19 protein-coding genes are annotated in these 18,909 nt (G+C 75.0%); 10 read left to right on the forward strand and 9 right to left on the reverse strand.

What is annotated here, in order from left to right; translation table 11 throughout:
* Positions 1-78 precede the first annotated feature (78 nt).
* From INN71_RS02990 to INN71_RS03010, 5 genes are all read left to right on the forward strand, one after another.
* Complete coding sequence (locus tag INN71_RS02990) at positions 79-876, forward strand: ABC transporter ATP-binding protein (RefSeq protein ID WP_277499320.1); 798 nt, start codon at positions 79-81, stop codon at positions 874-876.
* Positions 877-926: 50 nt separating this feature from the next.
* Entirely contained in the window at positions 927-3,458 is a 2,532-nt protein-coding gene (locus INN71_RS02995; RefSeq protein ID WP_277499322.1) for an ABC transporter permease, read from the forward strand.
* Positions 3,459-3,573: 115 nt separating this feature from the next.
* Positions 3,574-4,290, forward strand: coding sequence for a GntR family transcriptional regulator (locus INN71_RS03000; protein WP_277499324.1), 717 nt, complete (start codon positions 3,574-3,576; stop codon positions 4,288-4,290).
* Positions 4,291-4,366: 76 nt separating this feature from the next.
* Positions 4,367-4,915 (forward strand): NTP transferase domain-containing protein, encoded by a 549-nt coding sequence (locus INN71_RS03005; RefSeq protein WP_277499361.1) that lies wholly within the window; start codon positions 4,367-4,369, stop codon positions 4,913-4,915.
* 76 nt (positions 4,916-4,991) lie between these two features.
* On the forward strand, positions 4,992-6,095 hold the full coding sequence (locus INN71_RS03010) for a S9 family peptidase (protein ID WP_277499326.1): 1,104 nt from the start codon (positions 4,992-4,994) through the stop codon (positions 6,093-6,095).
* A gap of 11 nt (positions 6,096-6,106) precedes the next feature.
* On the opposite strand, the gene INN71_RS03015 is transcribed toward INN71_RS03010, so the two are convergent.
* From INN71_RS03015 to INN71_RS03035, 5 genes are all read right to left on the reverse strand, one after another.
* Positions 6,107-6,457, reverse strand: coding sequence for a hypothetical protein (locus INN71_RS03015; protein ID WP_277499329.1), 351 nt, complete (start codon positions 6,455-6,457; stop codon positions 6,107-6,109).
* 105 nt (positions 6,458-6,562) lie between these two features.
* Positions 6,563-8,059, reverse strand: coding sequence for a hypothetical protein (locus INN71_RS03020; protein WP_277499330.1), 1,497 nt, complete (start codon positions 8,057-8,059; stop codon positions 6,563-6,565).
* A gap of 110 nt (positions 8,060-8,169) precedes the next feature.
* Positions 8,170-8,628 carry a hypothetical protein gene (locus INN71_RS03025; protein ID WP_277499332.1) on the reverse strand — a complete coding sequence of 153 codons (459 nt, stop codon included), beginning with the start codon at positions 8,626-8,628 and terminating at the stop codon, positions 8,170-8,172.
* Between the two features lie 4 nt (positions 8,629-8,632).
* Positions 8,633-9,607, reverse strand: a complete 975-nt coding sequence (locus INN71_RS03030; RefSeq protein ID WP_277499335.1) for an oxygenase MpaB family protein — start codon at positions 9,605-9,607, stop codon at positions 8,633-8,635.
* Positions 9,608-9,667: 60 nt separating this feature from the next.
* On the reverse strand, positions 9,668-10,843 hold the full coding sequence (locus INN71_RS03035) for an RtcB family protein (protein WP_277499338.1): 1,176 nt from the start codon (positions 10,841-10,843) through the stop codon (positions 9,668-9,670).
* 193 nt (positions 10,844-11,036) lie between these two features.
* Here INN71_RS03035 and INN71_RS03040 point away from each other — a divergent pair, with 193 nt between their 5' ends.
* Positions 11,037-11,384 (forward strand): ribosomal protein L7/L12, encoded by a 348-nt coding sequence (locus INN71_RS03040; RefSeq protein ID WP_277499339.1) that lies wholly within the window; start codon positions 11,037-11,039, stop codon positions 11,382-11,384.
* 135 nt (positions 11,385-11,519) lie between these two features.
* Entirely contained in the window at positions 11,520-12,788 is a 1,269-nt protein-coding gene (locus INN71_RS03045; protein WP_277499341.1) for an aminotransferase class I/II-fold pyridoxal phosphate-dependent enzyme, read from the forward strand.
* A gap of 54 nt (positions 12,789-12,842) precedes the next feature.
* On the opposite strand, the gene INN71_RS03050 is transcribed toward INN71_RS03045, so the two are convergent.
* The 3 genes from INN71_RS03050 to INN71_RS03060 form a co-directional block, all read right to left on the reverse strand.
* Positions 12,843-13,712, reverse strand: coding sequence for a hypothetical protein (locus INN71_RS03050; protein WP_277499342.1), 870 nt, complete (start codon positions 13,710-13,712; stop codon positions 12,843-12,845).
* Positions 13,713-13,775: 63 nt separating this feature from the next.
* Positions 13,776-15,239 carry a SulP family inorganic anion transporter gene (locus INN71_RS03055; protein WP_277499363.1) on the reverse strand — a complete coding sequence of 488 codons (1,464 nt, stop codon included), beginning with the start codon at positions 15,237-15,239 and terminating at the stop codon, positions 13,776-13,778.
* A 136-nt stretch (positions 15,240-15,375) separates the two neighbouring features.
* Positions 15,376-15,801, reverse strand: coding sequence for a MerR family transcriptional regulator (locus INN71_RS03060; RefSeq protein WP_277499343.1), 426 nt, complete (start codon positions 15,799-15,801; stop codon positions 15,376-15,378).
* Positions 15,802-15,855: 54 nt separating this feature from the next.
* Here INN71_RS03060 and INN71_RS03065 point away from each other — a divergent pair, with 54 nt between their 5' ends.
* The 3 genes from INN71_RS03065 (at position 15,856) to INN71_RS03075 (ending at position 18,381) form a co-directional block, all read left to right on the forward strand.
* Positions 15,856-16,530, forward strand: coding sequence for a hypothetical protein (locus tag INN71_RS03065; RefSeq protein ID WP_277499344.1), 675 nt, complete (start codon positions 15,856-15,858; stop codon positions 16,528-16,530).
* Positions 16,531-16,650: 120 nt separating this feature from the next.
* The gene (locus tag INN71_RS03070) at positions 16,651-17,904 is read left to right on the forward strand and encodes an HNH endonuclease signature motif containing protein (RefSeq protein WP_277499346.1); all 1,254 of its coding nucleotides are present in this window, start codon (positions 16,651-16,653) and stop codon (positions 17,902-17,904) included.
* A 105-nt stretch (positions 17,905-18,009) separates the two neighbouring features.
* Positions 18,010-18,381 carry a putative quinol monooxygenase gene (locus tag INN71_RS03075; RefSeq protein WP_277499347.1) on the forward strand — a complete coding sequence of 124 codons (372 nt, stop codon included), beginning with the start codon at positions 18,010-18,012 and terminating at the stop codon, positions 18,379-18,381.
* A gap of 9 nt (positions 18,382-18,390) precedes the next feature.
* Here INN71_RS03075 and INN71_RS03080 read toward each other — a convergent pair whose 3' ends face one another.
* Positions 18,391-18,684 (reverse strand): hypothetical protein, encoded by a 294-nt coding sequence (locus INN71_RS03080; protein ID WP_277499350.1) that lies wholly within the window; start codon positions 18,682-18,684, stop codon positions 18,391-18,393.
* Between the last annotated feature and the right edge of the window lie 225 nt (positions 18,685-18,909).

The following is an 18,909-nucleotide window of genomic DNA, read 5'->3' on the forward strand; positions in this document are numbered from 1 at the left end:
GGGAGCGTAGTCGAACAGGTGTGCGACCGACCAGGGCTCGCCCTGGTGCCGTGACCGGGCACCCGGGAGAGTGGGTGCATGAGGCCCGAGCCCGATGCGACGCCGGCGCCGACCCCGTCGCGCCCCCCGGCGGTCCGCGTGCGCGACCTCGTGCGCACGTACGGCGCGGGCGAGTCCCGCGTCCACGCCCTCGACGGCGTCACGCTCGACATCGGGCGCGGCGAGTTCACCGCCGTGATGGGCCCGAGCGGCTCCGGCAAGTCGACGCTCATGCACTGCTGCGCGGGTCTCGACACGCCGGACTCGGGTTCGGTCGTGCTGGGCGACACCGAACTGGTGGGGCTCGGCGACCGCGAGCTCACCCGGCTGCGGCGCGACCGCGTGGGGTTCGTCTTCCAGTCGTTCAACCTCGTGCCCACGCTCACGGCGGAGGAGAACATCCTCCTGCCGCTGGCGATCGCGGGCCGCAAGCCGGACCCGGACGTGCTGGCCTCGGTCATCGCCACCGTCGGACTCGCGCCCCGACTGCGCCACAAGCCGAACGAGCTGTCGGGCGGGCAGCAGCAGCGGGTGGCCATCGCCCGCGCCCTCGTGAGCCGCCCCGACGTCGTCTTCGCCGACGAGCCGACCGGCAACCTCGACTCGCGCTCCGGCGCCGAGGTGCTCGGGCTCCTGCGGCGCAGCGCGGACGAGGTCGGCCAGACGGTCGTCATGGTCACCCACGACGCGGTCGCCGCGGCCTTCACCGACCGCGTCGTGCTGCTCGCCGACGGTCGCGTCGTGGACGAGCTGCGCGCGCCCGACCGCGAGCAGGTGCTGGCGGCCATGGCCCGGACCGACCCCGGCGTGGCGCCCGCGCCGAGCGGCGACGCCTGATGCTCCGCGCGGCCTGGCGGAGCCTGCTCGGACGCAAGGTGCGCCTGGTGATGAGCACGTTCGCCGTCGTGCTCGGGGTGGCCTTCACCTCCGGCTCGCTCATGTTCTCCGACACCCTCGAGCGCTCCTTCACGTCGCTGTTCTCCTCCACCGTGGGCGACGTCGTCGTGCGGCCCGCGTCCGGCACCGGGTTGGGTGGCCCGGGTGGGCCGGGCGGCACGAGCCGCACCGTGCCGGCCTCCCTCGTCGGCGAGCTCGCCGCCGAGCTGACGGGCGGCGGCGGCGCGGCCCGGGTCGACGGCAAGGTCACCGTGCCGGGCGTCAACGTCGTCGACGTCGACGGCAAGGTGGTCGGGGCCCAGGGGGCGCCGGGGCTCGGCCTGGGGTTCGACACCGCCCCGAGCGCGGGCGGCGGGGAGGGGCTGAACCTGACCGCCGGGCGCGCGCCCGAGGGCGAGGCCGAGGTGGCGCTCGACGCGGCGACGGCGGAGCGGGCCGGCTACGAGCTCGGCGACACCGTCTCCCTCGTGACGGCGTCCGAGCGCCCGACGCTCTCGGCGACCCTGGTCGGCCTCGTCGCCTTCGGGGACCGGGCCTCGCTGAACGGCGCGACGGTGACGGTGCTCGAGATGCCAGTTGCCCAGACCCTGCTCCTCGGCGAGCCGGACGCCTACACCGAGGTGTGGGTCAGCGCCGCCGACGGCACCTCGCAGACCGAGCTGCGCGACGCGGTGGCGCCCCTGCTGCCCGACGGCGTCGAGGCGGTGACGGGGGAGCAGGCCTCCGACGAGACCGCCTCGGTGCTGCTCGAGGCCATCTCGTTCCTCACCACCTTCCTGCTCATCTTCGCCGGCATCGCGCTCGTCGTCGGCGGCTTCCTCATCGTCAACACGTTCTCGATGCTCGTCGCCCAGCGCAGCCGCGAGCTCGCCCTCCTGCGCGCCCTCGGCGCCTCCCGCGGCCAGGTGGTGCGCTCGGTGCAGCTGGAGGCGCTCGTGCTCGGCCTCGTCGGCTCGACCCTCGGCCTGGGGCTCGGTGTCGTGCTCGCGATCGCCATCCGCACGCTCTTCGGCCGGTTCGGGCTCGACCTCGAGGGCCAGCCGCTCGTGCTGGAGCCGCGCACGGTCCTCGCGGCGTACGCGGTGGGCGTGCTCGTCACGATGGCCGCGGCCTGGGGACCGGCGCGCCGCACCACCCGCATCGCCCCCGTGCAGGCGCTGCGCGACGACGTGGCCCTCCCCGAGACGACCATCCGCCGCCGCAGCCTGCTGGGGCTGGTGCTGGTCGCGGGCGGGGCGGTGGCCGTGCTGCTCGGCCTGCGGCTCGTCGGCGACGTGCCCCGCCCGTTCTGGTGGCTCGGCGCCGGGGTCCTGGCCGTGCTCCTCGGGGTCTCGGCCGCGAGCCCGCTGCTCGGGCGGCCGGTGCTGCTGGCGGCGCACGCGCTCTACCGCCGGGCCTTCGGGACGGTGGGGGACCTCGCGGGCCTCAACGCCCTGCGCAACCCCCGTCGTACGACGGCCACGGCGTCGGCGCTGATGATCGGGCTCGCGCTGGCCTCGACGATGGCGATCCTCGGCGACTCCGCCAAGGCGTCCGTCGACAAGACCATCGCCGACTCGTTCCCCGGCGACTTCGTCGTCAGCAACCAGGTCGGGCAGGGGTTCTCGACCGCGGTGGCCGGGGCGATGCGCGAGGTGGAGGGCGTCGAGAGCCTGGTGGCGCTGCGCTACGGCGTCGTCGAGGTCGACGGCGGGCCCCAGGGCCTCGCCGGTCTCGACCCCGCCGACCTCGGACGCGGGCTCGAGCTGGAGGTCGTCGAGGGCGACCTCGCCGACCTGCGGGACGGCACGGTCGTCGTCGACACCGAGGAGGCCGAGGAGGAGGGCATCGCGGTGGGCGACGAGCTGGTCGTCGGCACGGTCGGCGGCGAGCGCACGCTCCCGGTGGTCGCGCTGGTCGAGCCGGACCCGGTCATCGGGTTCCCCCTCGCGACGACGACCGGCACGCTCCTCGACGCCGGCTACCGCGACGTCGACTCCACCCTCGTCGTCGAGGTCGCCGAGGACGCCCCCGGAGGGCTGGTGGGGACGCAGGAGCGTCTCGACGCCGTGGTCGCCGACAACCCGCTGCTGACGGTGAAGGACCAGGCGGACTACGCCGCGGAGCAGCGCGAGCCCATCGACCAGCTCGTGCTCGTCGTGCTGGCCCTGCTCGGTCTCGCCCTCGTCATCGCGGTGCTCGGCATCGTCAACACCCTCGCCCTGTCCGTGGTGGAGCGCACGCGGGAGGTCGGCCTGCTGCGCGCCGTGGGGCTGGGCCGGGGGCAGCTGCGCTGGATGATCACGCTGGAGTCGGTGGTGATCGCGCTGCTCGGCGCCGTCCTGGGGCTCGTGCTCGGGGTGGTGCTCGGCGTCGTGCTCATGCGCGCCCTGCGCGACGAGGGCCTGGAGGTCGTCAGCGTGCCCGTCGACCAGCTCGCCGCCTTCGGCGTCGCCGCGCTCGTCGTGGGGGTGCTCGCCGCCGTCCTGCCGGCGCGCCGCGCCGCCCGCCTCGACGTGCTGGGCGCCGTCGGCACGGAGTGACGCAGGCCTGGTCTGGTCCACGGCCGGTCCGCCTGGTCCGTTCTCGGGAAACCTGGTACGGAAATTGAGGTCGAAATGCCGGACACGGGTGCCCCGGGGTCCCTACGGTGAGCCCGTGGACAACGCGGTGGTGGTCGAGCGGGAGCCGCTCAAGCACGTGCAGGTACGTGAGTACGTGCGGGACCTCGTGGGCGAGTGCGCGCCGGGTACGCCGGCTCCCTCGGAACGCGAGCTGGTGCAGCGCTTCGGCGTCGCACGCATGACGGTGCGCCAGGCGATGGACGCGCTCGTCGCGGAGGGCCTGCTCGAGCGGATGCCCGGACGGGGCACGTTCGTGGCCAAGCCCCGCAACCAGGTCGGGCGCCTGCTCAGCTACACCTCCGAGATGCAGCGCCGCGGGCTCCTGCCGGAGTCGCAGACCATCCTCGCGCGGCGCGAGCAGGCCGGCCCCGGCGTGGCCCGGGCCCTCGACCTCACCGAGGGCGACGCCGTCATCCACTGGAAGCGCCTGCGGCGCGCCGACGGCCAGCCGATGTGCATCGAGGACGCCTACCTCAACGAGGTGCTGCTCCCCGGTTTCCTGCAGAGCGGCATGCCGACGAGCCTCTACCACGCGCTGTCGATGCGCGGCCTGCGCCCGAGCTGGGCGGAGGACTCGGTGACGGCCGACGTGCCGACCGCCGAGGAGGCCCAGGCGCTCGAGATCGGCCTGGGTACGCCGGTGCTCCGCGTCGCGCGTCGCGCCGTCGCGGGCGACAAGGTCGTCGAGGTGTCGCGCTCGGTCTACCGCTCCGACCGCTTCACCCTCTACGTGCAGCTCAGCGACGACTGAGCCCGGCGTCATCGAGCCCGCCGCACCCGCCGCACCCGCCGCACCCGCCGGGCGACCGGCCGTCGTCGGCCTCCTCCTGGCGGCTGGCGCGGGCCGGCGCATGGGCCGGCCGAAGGCGCTCGTCGACGACTGGCTGACGCGGTCGGTCGCCACCCTGCGCGCCGGCGGCTGTCCCCGGGTCCTCGTCGTGCTCGGGGCCGAGGCCGCGGCGGCACGCGCCCTGCTCGACGCCGGCCCCGTCCCGCACCCCGCCGAGGACGTCGTGGTCGCCGCCGACTGGGCGGACGGCATGGGCGCCTCGCTGCGGGCGGGGCTGTCCGCCGCACCCTCCGACGCCCCCGGTGTGCTCGTGCACCTGGTCGACCTGCCCGACGTGGGACCCGACGTCGTACGACGGGTGCTCGCCGCCTGGAGCGGCCCGGCGACGGCCGCGCGCGCGGCGTACGGCGACCCCGCCGATCCCCGCCCCGGCCACCCCGTGCTGCTCGGTCGCGACCACCTCGACGCGGCGGGAGCGGTCGCGGGCGGCGACCAGGGTGCCCGGCGGCTGCTCGCCCGGGTGGGCGCCACGTCGGTGTGGTGCGGCGACCTCGCCGGCGGCGCCGACGTCGACCACCGTCCCTGACGCAGCCGCCCCGCACGCGGTCGTCCGGACGGACCCGCTGGCTACGCTGACGGGGTCCACCCGTGCAGGAGGAACCATGACCCCGCTCGCGCCCCTCCGGCCCGTTCCTCCCCACCGGCGCGCCGTGCGCCTCGCCGCCGCCGTGCTGGCCCTCGCGCTCGCCGCGGGCGCGTGCAGCGGCGCGTCCGACGACACGGCGGACGGCTCGGGCTCCGCGTCGTCGGCCCCCGCGTCCCCGGCCCCGCCGTCGGCGTCCTCGTCGGCGTCGGCCCCGTCCTCGACCAGTACGGCGGACGCCCTCCCCGCCGCACCTCACGAGCTGTCGCTGCCCACCCTGATGCGCGAGGAGATGGCCGGCGGCCCGCTGCAGCGGGTGCGGGAGACGGCGGCCGAGGGGCCCTACCGACGCTTCGAGGTCACCTACGACAGCTCCGGCACGACGGTCTCCGGCGTGCTGCTGGTGCCGGAGGGCGCGGGGCCGTTCCCGGCCGTCGTGCTCGCGCACGGCTACATCGAGCCGTCGGCCTACGTCACGGGCCAGGGCATGCGCCGCGAGCAGGACCGGCTCGCCCGGGCGGGGTACGTCGTGCTCCACACCGACTACCGGGGCCACGCGGCGTCGTCGCCCGCGAGCGACCTCGACCGGGAGTCGCGCCTCGGCTACACCCGCGACGTCGTCAACGCGGTGCGGTCGCTCGAGCGGGAGCCGGTCGTCGACGCGGCGCGCACGGCGGTGGTCGGTCGCTCCATGGGCGGCGCGGTGGCCTACAACGTGCTCGTCGCGCAGCCGGGCCTTGTCGACGCGGCGGTCGTCTTCGCGCCGGTCAGCTCCGACTTCGTCGACAACTACGAGCGCTGGGCCGTGCCCGAGCGGGCCGAGGTGGTCGAGCGGCTCACCGCGGGCGTCGGCACGCCCGCGGAGAACCCCGCGTTCTACGCGGGGCTGTCGGCCCGGACGTACGCCGACCGGATCACCGAGCCGGTCCTCATCCACCACGGCACCGCCGACGACACGTGCCCGGTGGTGTGGTCGGAGGAGACGCAGGCGGCGTTCACGGCCGCCGGGGTCGACAGCACGCTGCTGACCTACCCGGGGGAGGGGCACGCCTTCGGCCCGCAGTTCGAGGTGTCGATGGAGCGCACCATCGCGTTCCTGGGCGAGCACCTCACCAGCGCCTGAGGCCCCAGGCGTCAGGCGGCGGTGAGCCGCCCGAGCGGCGCGATCGCCTGGCCGGAGTTCTCGCACACCCAGTGCGGGTCCGGCCCACCGATCTCGGGGTCGACCCGCAGCGCGTGCTCCTCCACCGAGGGACACGTGGTGCAGGTCGGCCACCGCGACCCGCGGTCGAGCAGGGCGTCCTGCACGTCGGTGGCCACGAGCCCGGCCACGAAGGCGAGGCCGTCGGGCCACTGCTCGACCCACCAGCGGCGCTCCGACAGCGCGTTCTCCAGCAGCGACACACCCTCCGCGTCCGCGAAGCCGCGCGCCCCGAGGTCGGCGAGGACGAGGGCGCGGGCGGAGAGCAGCTCGACGTCGGACATGCCCCCATTCTCCGACCGCGCCCAACCACGACGCCCCCGAGCGCCGGGTGGCGGTCGGGGGCGTCAGGGACGGGCCGTGGGGGTCGGGCCGTCAGGTCCGGTGCGTCAGGGGGTCGGCGTGACCGTCACGGTGACCGTGGTGGTCGGGTTGCTCGTGGCGGAGGGCGCCGGGGTGGTCGGGCTGGCCGTGGCGGTGCTCGTCGGCGTGGCCGTCACGGTGACGGTGGTCGTCGGGGCGGGCGCGGTCGTCGTGGGCGCCGTGGTCGGCGCGGTCGTCGGGGCCGTGGTCGTCGGGCTCGCCGTGGGCTCGGTGGTGGGCGTGGTCGGCGGGATGCACAACGCGTTCTGCGGGTGGCCGACGGCGCGCAGGCCGAGGCGGCCGACGTTCGCGACCTGGCCCTGGCGGATGGTGAAGGCCGTCGTGGTGAGGCCGGCGTACTGGCACTGGTCGTTGCCGCCGGTGCCCCACTTCACCCAGCCGCCGTCGGGCCGCTCCAGGACGAGCTTGTAGCCGCCGTTGCTGCGCAGGGCGCCGTTGATGGTGAAGCGGCCGCTCGGCGAGGTCCACGCGCTGCCGACGGGCGCGCCGTACTTGTCGAAGAGGCGCACGAGCACGCTCGGCAGGCCGCGGTCGGTGACGCGGGCGTCGGTGACGGAGCCGGTGACGGAGCCTCCGCGCTGCACGAGCTCGAAGGCGGAGAACAGGACGCCGCCGGCCGGCACGTGGCGCCCGCCCGGCAGCGCGCCGGTGCGGCCCAGGTAGTTGCCCATGTCGGGGACGGTCACGCTGTAGGCGCCGGGCGCGACGCCGGCGAAGTTGACGGTGCCGTTCGTGGCGCGCGCGACGTACCACTGGCCGCTGCTGCGGTTGGTGGCCGTCACCCAGCCGGTGCCCCGCAGGTCCTGCCCGCCGCCGACGACGTTCACGACGAGCGAGCCGGCGCGGTAGTTGAGCTTGATCGCGATGTTCGTGTTGGCCCCGACGCGGCGGCTGGGGAGGTAGGTGCTGCCGGCGGCCCACTGGCGGCGCGCGTCGTAGGTGAAGACCGAGTAGTTGCCGGCCGGCATGCCGGCGACGGCGAACTGGCCGTTGTTATTGGCCGTCGTCTCGAAGGACTGGCCGTACTGGTTCGCGGCGACCACCCGGGCGTAGGAGCCGACGCCGCCGCCGGTCGTCACGGTGCCGGTGATGCTGACGCCCTTGCGCATGACCGCGTCGGCCTGCCGGGTCTGGCCGGGGACGACGGGGACGTAGAGGTCGGCGGGCGCGAACCGGTTGGTGTCGTACGTCGGGCGGGTGTCGGTCACCTGGATCCGGTAGGTGCCGGCGACGACCGGGATCGAGTACGTCGAGCGGGCCGTCGTGTAGCCCAGCTGCTTCCAGTTGCGGTCGAACAAGGTGACCTTGACGGCCCCGCCCCACAGCTGCCCGTTGGCCTGGCGGATCGCCCCGACGAGGCGGGCGTTCGTGGCGGTCGCGGCCTCGGCCCGCGAGCCGACGGAGGTGGAGCCGACGGCGACGGCCGCGCCCGCGACGAGCACGAGCAGCGCGACGAGGGCGGCGAGCGCGTGGCGGCGCGCGGGCGACAGGGCAGCAAGCATCAGGGCGACTCCGGGGAGGGATTGGCGCGGCCGGATCCGCGCCGCCGCCAGCCTAGGGTCGGCGTCCCGCGCCCGCCTTCAAGAAGGTCGCAAGTGACGGGGAAGATCCGTCAGGCGAGCCAGAGCGCGACGTTGAGCGTCAGCGCCAGCAGGACGACGACCATGAGCAGCAGGAACGCCCACAGGCCCGGCCGCTGCTGCGGGACGTGCCCGATCCGACCACCGACGAACGCGACGTAGGGCGGCGCGTAGAAGACGGGCACGACGTCGCCCGGTCGGGCGTGGAACTGCACCGTGGCCCGGCCCTGCTGGAAGATCCAGTGGAGGTAGCACTCCACCTGCACCGGCCCGGGTGGGATCGGGAGGCGGTTGCCGCCGTAGGAGACCCGCGCCGGCACCCCGTTGACCAGCGCGCGCGGGCCGTTGAGCGCCGACGTCAGCGCGTTGCCCTTGACGTGGAGGTCGAGCCACGCCGGCGGGTACGCCGGCTGCTGGCCGTACGGCTGCTGGCCGTACGGCGGCTGGTGGGGCGGGCGCGGCGGCGGCGGCTGGTACGGCGGCGGGTGCACGCGCTCATCCTCGCGCGTCGGCGGCCCCCGCGGTGGTGGAAGCGCGCAGCTCGTCGACGACGTCGCGGTCCGACGTCATGGCCCACCGCACGGTCGCGGTCGACAGCCGGCCCAGGACGGGCACGACGGTGCGCTCGGTCAGCGGCAGGTAGGGCAGACGCAGCGGCAGCCGCGTCCAGGCCGGCATGAGCCCGACCGCGGCGGCGGCGAGCACGCCGTACGGCGCGCGGGCCGGCAGCGGGAGCGGGGGCTTGAGCAGCAGGTAGCGCACGGCCTCCCGGGCCTCGGGCGTCGCGCGGAGCTCGGGGCGGTAGGCGGCGAGGGTCTCGTCGAGCTCGGCCCGGCTGCGGGGGACGTCGGTGGCGCCGAGGGCCTCGGCGACGTGGGCGGCCTGCGCGACGTACGTGTCGGTGTCCTCCGGCGACAGCGGCTCGGCGCCGTAGGCCCGGTGCGCGGCGAGGAAGCTGTCGATCTCGGCGACGTGGACCCAGCGCAGCAGGTGGGGGTCGGAGGCGGCGTAGGGCACGCCGTCGCGCGTCGTGCCCGTGATGCGCTCGTGGATGCGGCGGATCGCGCTGATCGCCGCGTCGGCGTCCGCGTCGGTCGCGAAGGTGGTGGTGGCGAGGAACGTGGCGGTGCGGTTGAGCCGCCCCCACATGTCCTCGCGGTAGGCCGAGTGCTGCGCGACGCCGGCCATGGCCGAGGGGTGCAGCGTCTGGAGCATCAGCGCCCGCATGCCGCCGACGAACATGGACGCGTCGCCGTGCACCCGGCCGATGGGGTCGTCGACCGAGAAGCGCCGCGGACCGGGTCGGCCGTGGATGCGGGCCCGCATGCGCTCGCCGTCCGGCCCCGCGACCCGGGTGAAGAGTGCCTGGCCCAGGCGCTGCCGGGCGTCCGCGACCACCGGGCCCACGACCGGCGTGAGCACGGGGGACAGCACGGGGCCGACCACGGGACCGATGAGGGGGACGCGCATCCCTCCATCGTGCCCCGCGGCCGGTACCCGGACCAGGACGTCGGCTGGTCGCCGTACCGCTCAGTCGCCCTTGACGTTGACGAGCTGGTGCAGCACGTGGCGGACCCGCACGAGGTCGGCCGCGTCCTCCATCACCCGGTCGATCGGCTTGTAGGCCGCCGGGATCTCGTCGAGGAACGCGACGGTGTCGCGGTACTCGATGCCCGCCATGGACTCCTGCAGCTGCGCGCGGGTGAACGTCTTCCGGGCGCGCGTCCGGGAGTACTCCCGGCCCGCGCCGTGCGGCGCCGAGTGGAGCGCGTCCGCGTTGCCACGGCCCACCACGACGTACGACGCCGTGCCCATCGACCCGGGGATGAGCCCGGGGCGACCCGCCTCCGCGTTGATGGCGCCCTTGCGCGAGAGCCAGACGCGGCGGCCGAAGTGCTCCTCCGGCTCGGTGTAGTTGTGGTGGCAGTTGATGGACTCGACGCGCTCGACCGGCCCGGGCTCGCCGACCCACGCCGAGAACTCGGCGACGACCCGGTCCATCATCTCCTCGCGGTTGAGCAGCGCGTAGTGCTGCGCCCACTGCATCTCGATGATGTAGGCGTCGAACTCCGGCGTGCCCTCGGTGAGGTAGGCGAGGTCGCGGTGCGGCAGGTCCACGCCGGCCTGCTCGCACTGCCGCCGCGCGACCGCGATGTGCCGCTGGGCGATCTCGTTGCCCACGCCGCGCGAGCCGGAGTGCAGGAACAGCCACACCCGGTGCTGCTCGTCGGCGGTCACCTCGATGAAGTGGTTGCCGGAGCCGAGCGTGCCGAGCTGCAGCTCCCAGCGAGCCGCGTAGCGGGCGGGGTCGAACCCCGCGGCCTCCGCCCGCGCCGCCAGGTCGTCGAGCCGGGCGCGCGTGTGGTCGCGGCGGACGTCGCGGTTCGCCGCGCCCGCGGAGAGCGGTACGACGCGCTCGATCGCCTCGCGCAGCGCGCGCCGGTCGGCGGGCAGCCGGCCGGTCGTCCAGGCGGTGCGGACCGCGATCATGCCGCAGCCGATGTCGACGCCGACGGCGGCGGGCATGACGGCGCCGAGGGTCGGGATGACCGACCCCACGGTGGCGCCCAGGCCGAGGTGCGCGTCGGGCATCAGGGCCACGTGCGGGTGGATGAACGGCATCGTGGCCGTCGTGACCGCCTGCGCGCGGGTGTCCTCCTCGAGGATCGACGCCCAGCTCATGAGCGTCGGGGTGATCTGCTCCATCGTCGTCCTGCCGTCGTCCCTCTCCGGTCTCGTCCCGCACCGGTCGGCGCGGGTGCGGCGACCACCCGGCCGCCGCGTCCCGCACCGTAGGAGCCGCGAAACGGCTTGCACGACGCGTTTGTCGTGTGCGTGTGGCCGAGTCGACGCCCGCGCCGGGTGGGGTGGCGCGCCGGTGCCCGGCACCATGGAGGGCATGCGTGGGGAGACGGGTACGGCGAGGGGTCACCACCAGCCGGAGGGGTCGCTCCGGGCGCGGTGGCGGCGGTTCACCCGCCCGTGGCCGCACGAGAGCCTGTCCCAGCCCGGCGAGCACGCGGTCGAGCTGCTGGCGACCGGGCCGAACCAGGTGGCGGTCGTCAAGGCCGTCCGGCAGATCACCGGGTGGAAGCTGCTGCCGGCCAAGCAGGCCACCGACCGCCCGCCCGTCGTGCTCGCGACGGGCCTCTCGGCCGGGAGCGCCGAGGCCGCGCGCCGCGTGCTGGAGGAGGCCGGCGCCACCGGCCGCGTCGTGCACCGCGGACCGACGCAGCCGGCGGCCTGAGGGGTCGGCCCGGGCGTCGCCGACGCCGTCGGGTGTCCGCTCGGCGGACGCCGGGACCCACCGGCGGGCGCCGGGGTGGCGCGCCTGCGATGATCGTTCCCGGCCTGCACCGCGACCGATGAGAGTGAGCCCCTGATGGCGCTGCCCGACCTCGCCCCTGCCGACCTCGCCGCCTTCGCCGACGCCCAGCGCGCGGCGTACGCGGAGCTGAAGGCGAAGGGTCTGAAGCTCGACCTGACGCGGGGCAAGCCGTCGCCGGAGCAGCTCGACCTGTCCGAGGGCCTGCTGTCGCTGCCGTCGGGCCACGTCGCCGCCGACGGCACGGACGTGCGCAACTACGGGGGGCTCGCGGGCCTGCCCGAGCTGCGCGCGATCTTCGCCGAGCTGCTGGGCACCTCGCCGGCCAACGTCGTCGCGGCCGGCAACTCGAGCCTGACGCTCATGCACGACACCCTCGTGCAGTCGCTGCTCTACGGGCGCCCGAGCAGCCCCGAGCCGTGGGGCGTCGAGGACGTCGTGCGGTTCCTGTGCCCCGTGCCGGGCTACGACCGCCACTTCGCGCTCGCGGACCGTCTCGGCATCGAGCTCGTGCCGGTCCCGCTGACCGACGAGGGCCCGGACACCGAGGTCGTGGCCACGATGGTCGCCGACGACCCGACGATCAAGGGCATGTGGCTCGTGCCGACCTACGCGAACCCCACCGGCTCGGTGTGCTCGGTCGAGGTGGCGCGCACGCTGGCGTCGATGCCGACCGCGGCGCCCGACTTCACGATCCTGTGGGACAACGCCTACGCGGTGCACCACCTCACCGACGTCGAGACCGCGACGCCCGACATCCTCGGCCTGGCCGCCGAGGCGGGGAACCCGGACCGCGTCGTCATGTTCGCCTCCACCTCGAAGATCACCTTCGCGGGCGCCGGCGTCGCCTTCCTCGCCGGCTCGGACGCCACCGTCGCGGCGTACCTCGAGGGGCTCGGCTTCTACTCCATCGGCCCCGACAAGGTGAACCAGCTGCGCCACGTCGAGTTCTTCGGCGACGCCGAGGGCGTGCGGGCGCACATGCGCCGCCACCGCGACCTCATCGCCCCGAAGTTCGCCGAGGTGCAGCGCATCCTCGGCGAGCGCCTGACCGAGCACGGCATCGCGGAGTGGACCGACCCGGCGGGCGGCTACTTCGTCAGCCTCGACGTGCTCGACGGCACGGCGCGCCGCGTGGTCCAGCTCGCGAAGGAGGCCGGCATCGCCCTGACGCCGGCCGGCTCGTCGTTCCCGTACGGCGAGGACCCGCGCGACCGCAACATCCGCCTCGCTCCCACGCTGCCGCCGGTCGCCGAGGTCACCGCCGCGATGGAGGGCGTCGCGACCTGCGTGCTGCTCGCCGCCGCGGAGAGCCTGCAGGGCTGAGCCCGGGTCGAGCCCCGACCGGGTACGCCGTGCCGCGCGGCGCGGCGTACCCGGTCAGCCCGTGACGCTCGGGGCGCCGTCCAGGACCGCCCCGAGCGGCTGGGGCGCGCTGGCGCCGCCCACGACGTGGGCCACCTCGGGCACGTCGGCGTAGAACTCCCGCGCGGCCGCCGCCTCGGTGTCGCCGCCGGTCACCTCGACCACCAGCCCGTCGGGGAGGGCGTACATCGAGACGGCCGCGAAGCCCTGCCCGGAGTCGCCCAGGTCGAGGTCCTCCATCACGGCGTGCAGGTGCTCCTCGGTGTAGCGGGCGGTCAGCAGCTGCACCGTGACCCCGCGCTCGGCGCCGAGCGCGACGAGCGCGGCGTCGACCTCCGGGTCCGGCGTGGTGCGCCACGCCGTGACCCACCCCAGTCCCTCGTGGACCTTGATCCAGGAGAAGCCGGACCCGCTCCCGACCAGGCGCTGCTGCACCTGGGTCGCCACGTCGGAGAGCGCCACATCGGCCTCGTCGACCACCGCGTCCTGCGGGGCGCCGTCGTCGATCGTCAGCTCGTGGTCGAAGCGGTCGAGGACCGGCGCGGTCGCCGAGCGCACCGCGGCGCGGTCCGGCTCGCCGTCCGCCATCCACGCCGTGACGGTGCGCGTCGCCGGGTCCTCCGCGAACGTGACGAAGGCGAGGCCCGGGTCGAGCGCGACGGCCGCGTAGAGCTGCTCGAGAAGCGGCCGGTCGTCGGGTACGGCGGACGTCGCGGCCTCCGGCGTACCCGGGTCGGCAGCGACACCCGGCTCCCCGCCGCGCAGGGCGAGGGCGCCCACGACGGCGCCGCCGGCGACGAGGAGGACGGCCGCCACCACGGCGGGGACGACGAGGCGGGCGCGTCCGTCCTGTCCGGTGCGGTCGGTCGGGGCGGTGGCTGGCATGGCAGGTCCTCCCGTGGGTGGGTGATCACCGGTACGACGCGCCGGTCGCCGCCACGGTTCCCCTCAGTGCGCGCCGAGGTGACCGCTGAGCCGCTCGTGCATCCCGGCGCTGGCCTTGTTCAGCCCGACCACCTCGACGTGCTTGCCCTTGCCGGCGTACTTGGTCACGACGGCGTCGAGCGCCGCGACGGTCGAGGCGTCCCACACGTGGGAGGCCGAGAGGTCGACGAGCACCCGCTGGGGGTCGCCGGCGTAGTCGAACTGGCTGTAGAGGTCGTTGCTGGAGGCGAAGAACAGCTCGCCGGTGACGGTGTAGCGGGCGAGCTCGCCGTCGGCGTCGGTCTCGACGGTGCGGTCGACGCGCGCGAGGTGCGCGACGCGGCGGGCGAAGAGCACCATCGCGACGAGCACGCCGACGGCCACGCCGATGGCCAGGTTGTGGGTGGCCACGACGACCACGACGGTGCTGACCATGACGGTGGTCTCGCTGCGGGGCATGCGGCGCAGGGTCGACGGCGCGACGCTGTGCCAGTCGAAGGTGCCCACGGCGACCATGATCATCACCGCGACGAGGGCGGCCATCGGGATGCGACCGACGACGTCGCCCAGGCCCACGACGAGGACCAGCAGGAAGAGGCCGGCGCAGAAGGTCGAGATGCGCGTGCGGGCGCCCGACGCCTTCACGTTGATCATCGTCTGGCCGATCATCGCGCAGCCGCCCATGCCGCCGGTGAACCCCGTGATGACGTTGGCCGCGCCCTGGCCCCACGACTCGCGCGTCTTGTCGGAGGGCGTGTCGGTGATGTCGTCGACGAGCTTGGCGGTGAGCAGCGACTCGAGCAGGCCGACGAGCGCCATCGCGAGCGCGTAGGGGGCGATGATCTCGAGGGTCTCCAGCGTGAACGGCACGTCGGGCACGAGGAACGTGGGCAGCGTGTCGGGCAGCTCGCCCTGGTCCGCGACGTCGGGCAGCACCCAGCCGGCGGCGAGGGTGAGCGCGGTCAGCACGACGATGGCCACCAGCGGGGCCGGCACGACGTCGGTGAGGCGGGGGAGGAGCACCATCATCGCGATGCCCGCGGCGACGAGGGGGTAGACCAGCCAGGGCACGTCGCGCAGGTAGGGCAGCTGGGCCGTGAAGATCAGGATGGCCAGGGCGTTGACGAACCCCACCATCACCGAGCGCGGCACGAAGCGCATGAGCCGGGCGACGCCGGCGAGGGCCAGCGCGACCTGGATGAGACCGCCGAGGATGACGGTGGCGATGAGGTGGTCGACCCCGTGGTCGCGCACCACCGGCGCGATGACCAGCGCGACCGCACCGGTGGCGGCAGAGATCATCGCGGGCCGGCCCCCGAGGAACGCGATGCTGACCGCCATCGTGAACGACGCGAAGAGGCCGAGGCGCGGGTCGACGCCCGCGATGATCGAGAACGAGATGGCCTCGGGGATGAGCGCGAGCGCGACGACGAGGCCGGCGACGACCTCGCGGCGCAGCACGGCGGGGGAGCGGAGCGCGGTCCGCACGCGGTGGTCGGGCGGGGGCTGCACGGGTGTCGCGGGCGTCGCGGGTACGGCGGAGGTCACCGCCGCAGCAAACCTCACGTTGCGTGAGGGTTGCAAAGCCGGGGCTGTGTGGCCTGCGCCACGAGGGATGGTCTGCTCAGGTGTCGGCGCGCTCCAGCGTCGCAGCGAGGTCGGCGGCGAAGGCCTCGGCGGTGGCGAGCTCGCGGCGTACCTTCGTCACCCGCTCCTCGGCGTCCGCGTGGTAGGCGGCGAGGCTCGTGAGGAGGCGGTGGCGCTCATCGGGGTCGGGGGCGGCGTCGGGATCCTGGTCGGCGTCCGCGGCGAGGGCGTCGACGATGCCGAGCAGGTCGCGCATCTGGTCGAGGGTGAACCCGAGCGGCTTCATCTGCATGATGAGCCCGAGCCGCGCGAGGTCGGGCTCGGTGTAGAGCCGGAACCCGCCCGCCGTCCGGGCCGACGGCGCCACGAGACCCATCTCGTCGTAGTAGCGGATCGTCCGCAGGCTCAGCCCCGTCCGCGCCGCGACCTCGCCGATCTGCAGGTGGGTGGGTGCGTCGCTCACCGGGCCAGTGTCGCAGGGGTGGTGGGGGGTTCCGGGGGCACCTACGGTGGCGCGATGACCCCGACCGCGAAGGACCTCCGGGCGCTGGCGCGCAGCTCGCCGTGGCTGTGGCGGTCGGCGCACCTGCGCTACCGGGGCGGGCTCGGGCGGGTCGAGGCGTGGGTGGAGCGACCGGGGCGCCTGCGCCTGCGGTTCCCCTCCGGGGCGGAGCAGGTCGTGGAGGAGGGGCCGCCGTCGGCGGTGTGGGTCCCTCTGGGCGGCGCGGCGCGTGCCCCGGAGTGGCGGCGACCGCACGAGGTCGAGCCCGTACGCCGGCGCGACGGCCTGATTCGCCGTCGGCCGCGGGACCTGGGCGTCGTGTACGACGACCCGGTGTGGCGCGACTACAGCTGGGTGGCCCTGCTCGACCCGGTCGAGCTCGCAGCCGGCGTGGAGCTGGACGCCCTGGCCTCCGAGGAGCGGGCGGGGCGGGAGACGTGGACCGCGCGGGCCGTCCCCGTGGAGGGCTACGAACCGCGGTGCGGCTGCTGCGCCCTGCTGTGGTCGGCCGTCGCCGCCCGGGACTCGGGGCTGCCGGTGCGGGAGGGCGCGACGTACCCGCCCTGGTACGACGTCGCCCTCGACCGCGCCACCGGCATCGTGGTCTCGGTGCAGCCCGGTGGGACGGGGTTCGAGCCGTCGGCGAGCCTGTCCTCCGAGGTCGAGGTGGTCGCGCACACGGCGTGGTGAGGGGGCGTGGTGAGGGGGCGGCGACCCTGTCGCCGACCGGCCGCCCGCCCCCGCGGACCGACCTGTGGAGAGTCGTCCGCCGACCCCGGAACTGTCGGTGCTCGCTGGTGTCATGGACCCATGACCGCGACCGCGCTGCACCCCCTCACCGAGGTGCTCGCGCGTCTCGACGACGTGGTGGGTGAGGGGTTCGAGGTCGGCCTGCTGAGCGCGTCACCGAGCGAGACGGGTGCGGCGCTCGTCGAGCTCGAGCGTGCGGCGAACCGCCTGGCCGCCCTGCGCGCCCGGGTCCTGGCCCACGCGGCGGCCGTGCGGGTGGAGGACGAGAACGGCGCGCCGTCGACCGCGGTCTGGCTCGCGAACGCCACCCGGGTGACGCGGGCGGACGCCCACCGCCGGGTGCGGGCGGCCGTGGCCGCCGAGGAGCGGTACGACGCCCTCGCTGTCGCCGCAGCGCGCGGGGCCGTGGCGCCGGACCAGGCGGAGGTGATCGTGCGGGCCCTCGACGACCTCGCCGACGACGTGAGCGGCGACCTGTTGCGCGAGGCGGAGCGGACGCTGGTCGGCCTGGCGGGCGACCACGACGCCAAGGAGCTGCGCGTGCTGGGGCGGCGGATCCTCGACGTCGTCGCCCCGGCCGTCGGCGAGGCGCGGGAGGCGGCGCTGCTGGCCACGGAGGAGCGGGCGGCCGCGGCGAAGGTCTCGCTGACGATGCGGGAGGACGGCCAGGGCTGCGTGCACGGGCGCTTCGTGCTGCCCGAGCTGCACGGCGCCATGCTGGCCAAGATCCTCGACGCGATCGCCTCCCCGCGGCGCGACCACCTGCGCGACGGCGACGGGGTCGCGGACGGTGACGAGCAGCGGCCGTCGTGGCTCCGACGCGGGGAGGCGTTCGCCGAGCTGGTCGAGAGGATGCGCGACGCCGACCTGCCGGACGCAGCGGGCGCGGGGGCCACCGTCGTGGTGACGATGCCGCTCGACACCCTGACCGGCGGTCTCGCGGCGGCGAGCCTCGACACCGGTCACCGGATCTCGCCGGGCGAGGCCCGGCGCCTGGCCTGCGGTGCCGACCTCGTGCCCGCGGTCCTCGGCACCGCGAGCGAGGTCCTCGACCTCGGCCGGGCTGCGCGCCTCCACAACCGGGCGCAGCGCATCGCGCTCGTCGTCCGCGACCGGGGCTGCACCGCAGAAGGCTGCGACGCCCCGCCGCAGCGCTGCGAGGCGCACCACGAGACGCCCTGGTCGCGGGGCGGGCGCACGTCGGTCGACGAGGGGCGCCTGCTCTGCCACCGCCACCACCGCGTCGCCCACGACCCGGCGTACCTCACGGAGAGGCTGGGCACCGGCAAGCTGCGGTTCACGCGGCGGACGTAGGCCGACCCGGCGGGTGGCAGGGGAACGGTCGGCCGACCGATGACTCGGCAGGGTGGGACTGGTCGTACCTACGACCGTGCCCCCACGCACACCCCAGGAGGAAGAATGCAGCACTTCGACGACCGCCGGGACGAGCTGCTCGGCATCGCCCGCTTCACCTTCGTCGACGGCGGCGCCGCCGAGTTCAAGCGGCTCTCGGCCCGCTGCATGGAGATCGTCCGGACGAAGGACAGCGGGACGCTGCAGTACGACATCTACCTCGACGACGACGAGACGGGCGCCGTCGTGATCGAGCGCTACCGCGACTCCGCCGCCCTCGTCGAGCACCTGGCCAACATCGGGGACGACCTCATGCAGGCCATCCTCGCGACCGCGACGTCCGTGGAGGGGGAGACGCTCGGCCGGCCGAGCGACGACCTGCGGGCCCGTATGGCGGAGGGGCCGGTGCGGCTGTTCGTGCCGTACGCCTCGATGTAGGGGACCCGCTCAGAGGCGCGACCCGAGCGAGTCCATCGTGTCGGTGAGCATCGACTGCCAGAAGAGCGACGGTGCCACCACGAGGATGACGAGGAACAGGAGCGCGCCGAGGACAGGACGGCCTCGCACCACGTGCAGCACCGCTCCGACGGCCACGGCGGGTACGACGAACACGGCCGCCGTCGGCAGCTGGACCAGGCACCACGCGAGGATGCCGCCGTACACGAGCAGACCCCACAGACGCGTCTGGACGCGCGCCCGCCGCGACCACCGGGGGCGTGCCAGCGACTGGTTGCGCGTCACGTCCCGCATGGGTAGGTGGCACGAGCGGCAGCTCGCCGCGTTCGGCGGCACGTCGTTCCTGCACACGGGACAGGTCAAGGTCTGCAGCACGGGCGCCCCCCCGGTCGCGGCTGGTCACGGATCGACGGCAGCATCGGCCGGTCGGCGGCTCACCCGAGGTGAACGGCTGCTCCGATCCGGCTGGTCCAGACCGTTGCGCGAGCCCGCTCCCGTCGGATCGAGCCG

This window comes from Nocardioides sp. ChNu-153, assembly GCF_030466625.1.
GTDB lineage: Bacteria > Actinomycetota > Actinomycetes > Propionibacteriales > Nocardioidaceae > Nocardioides.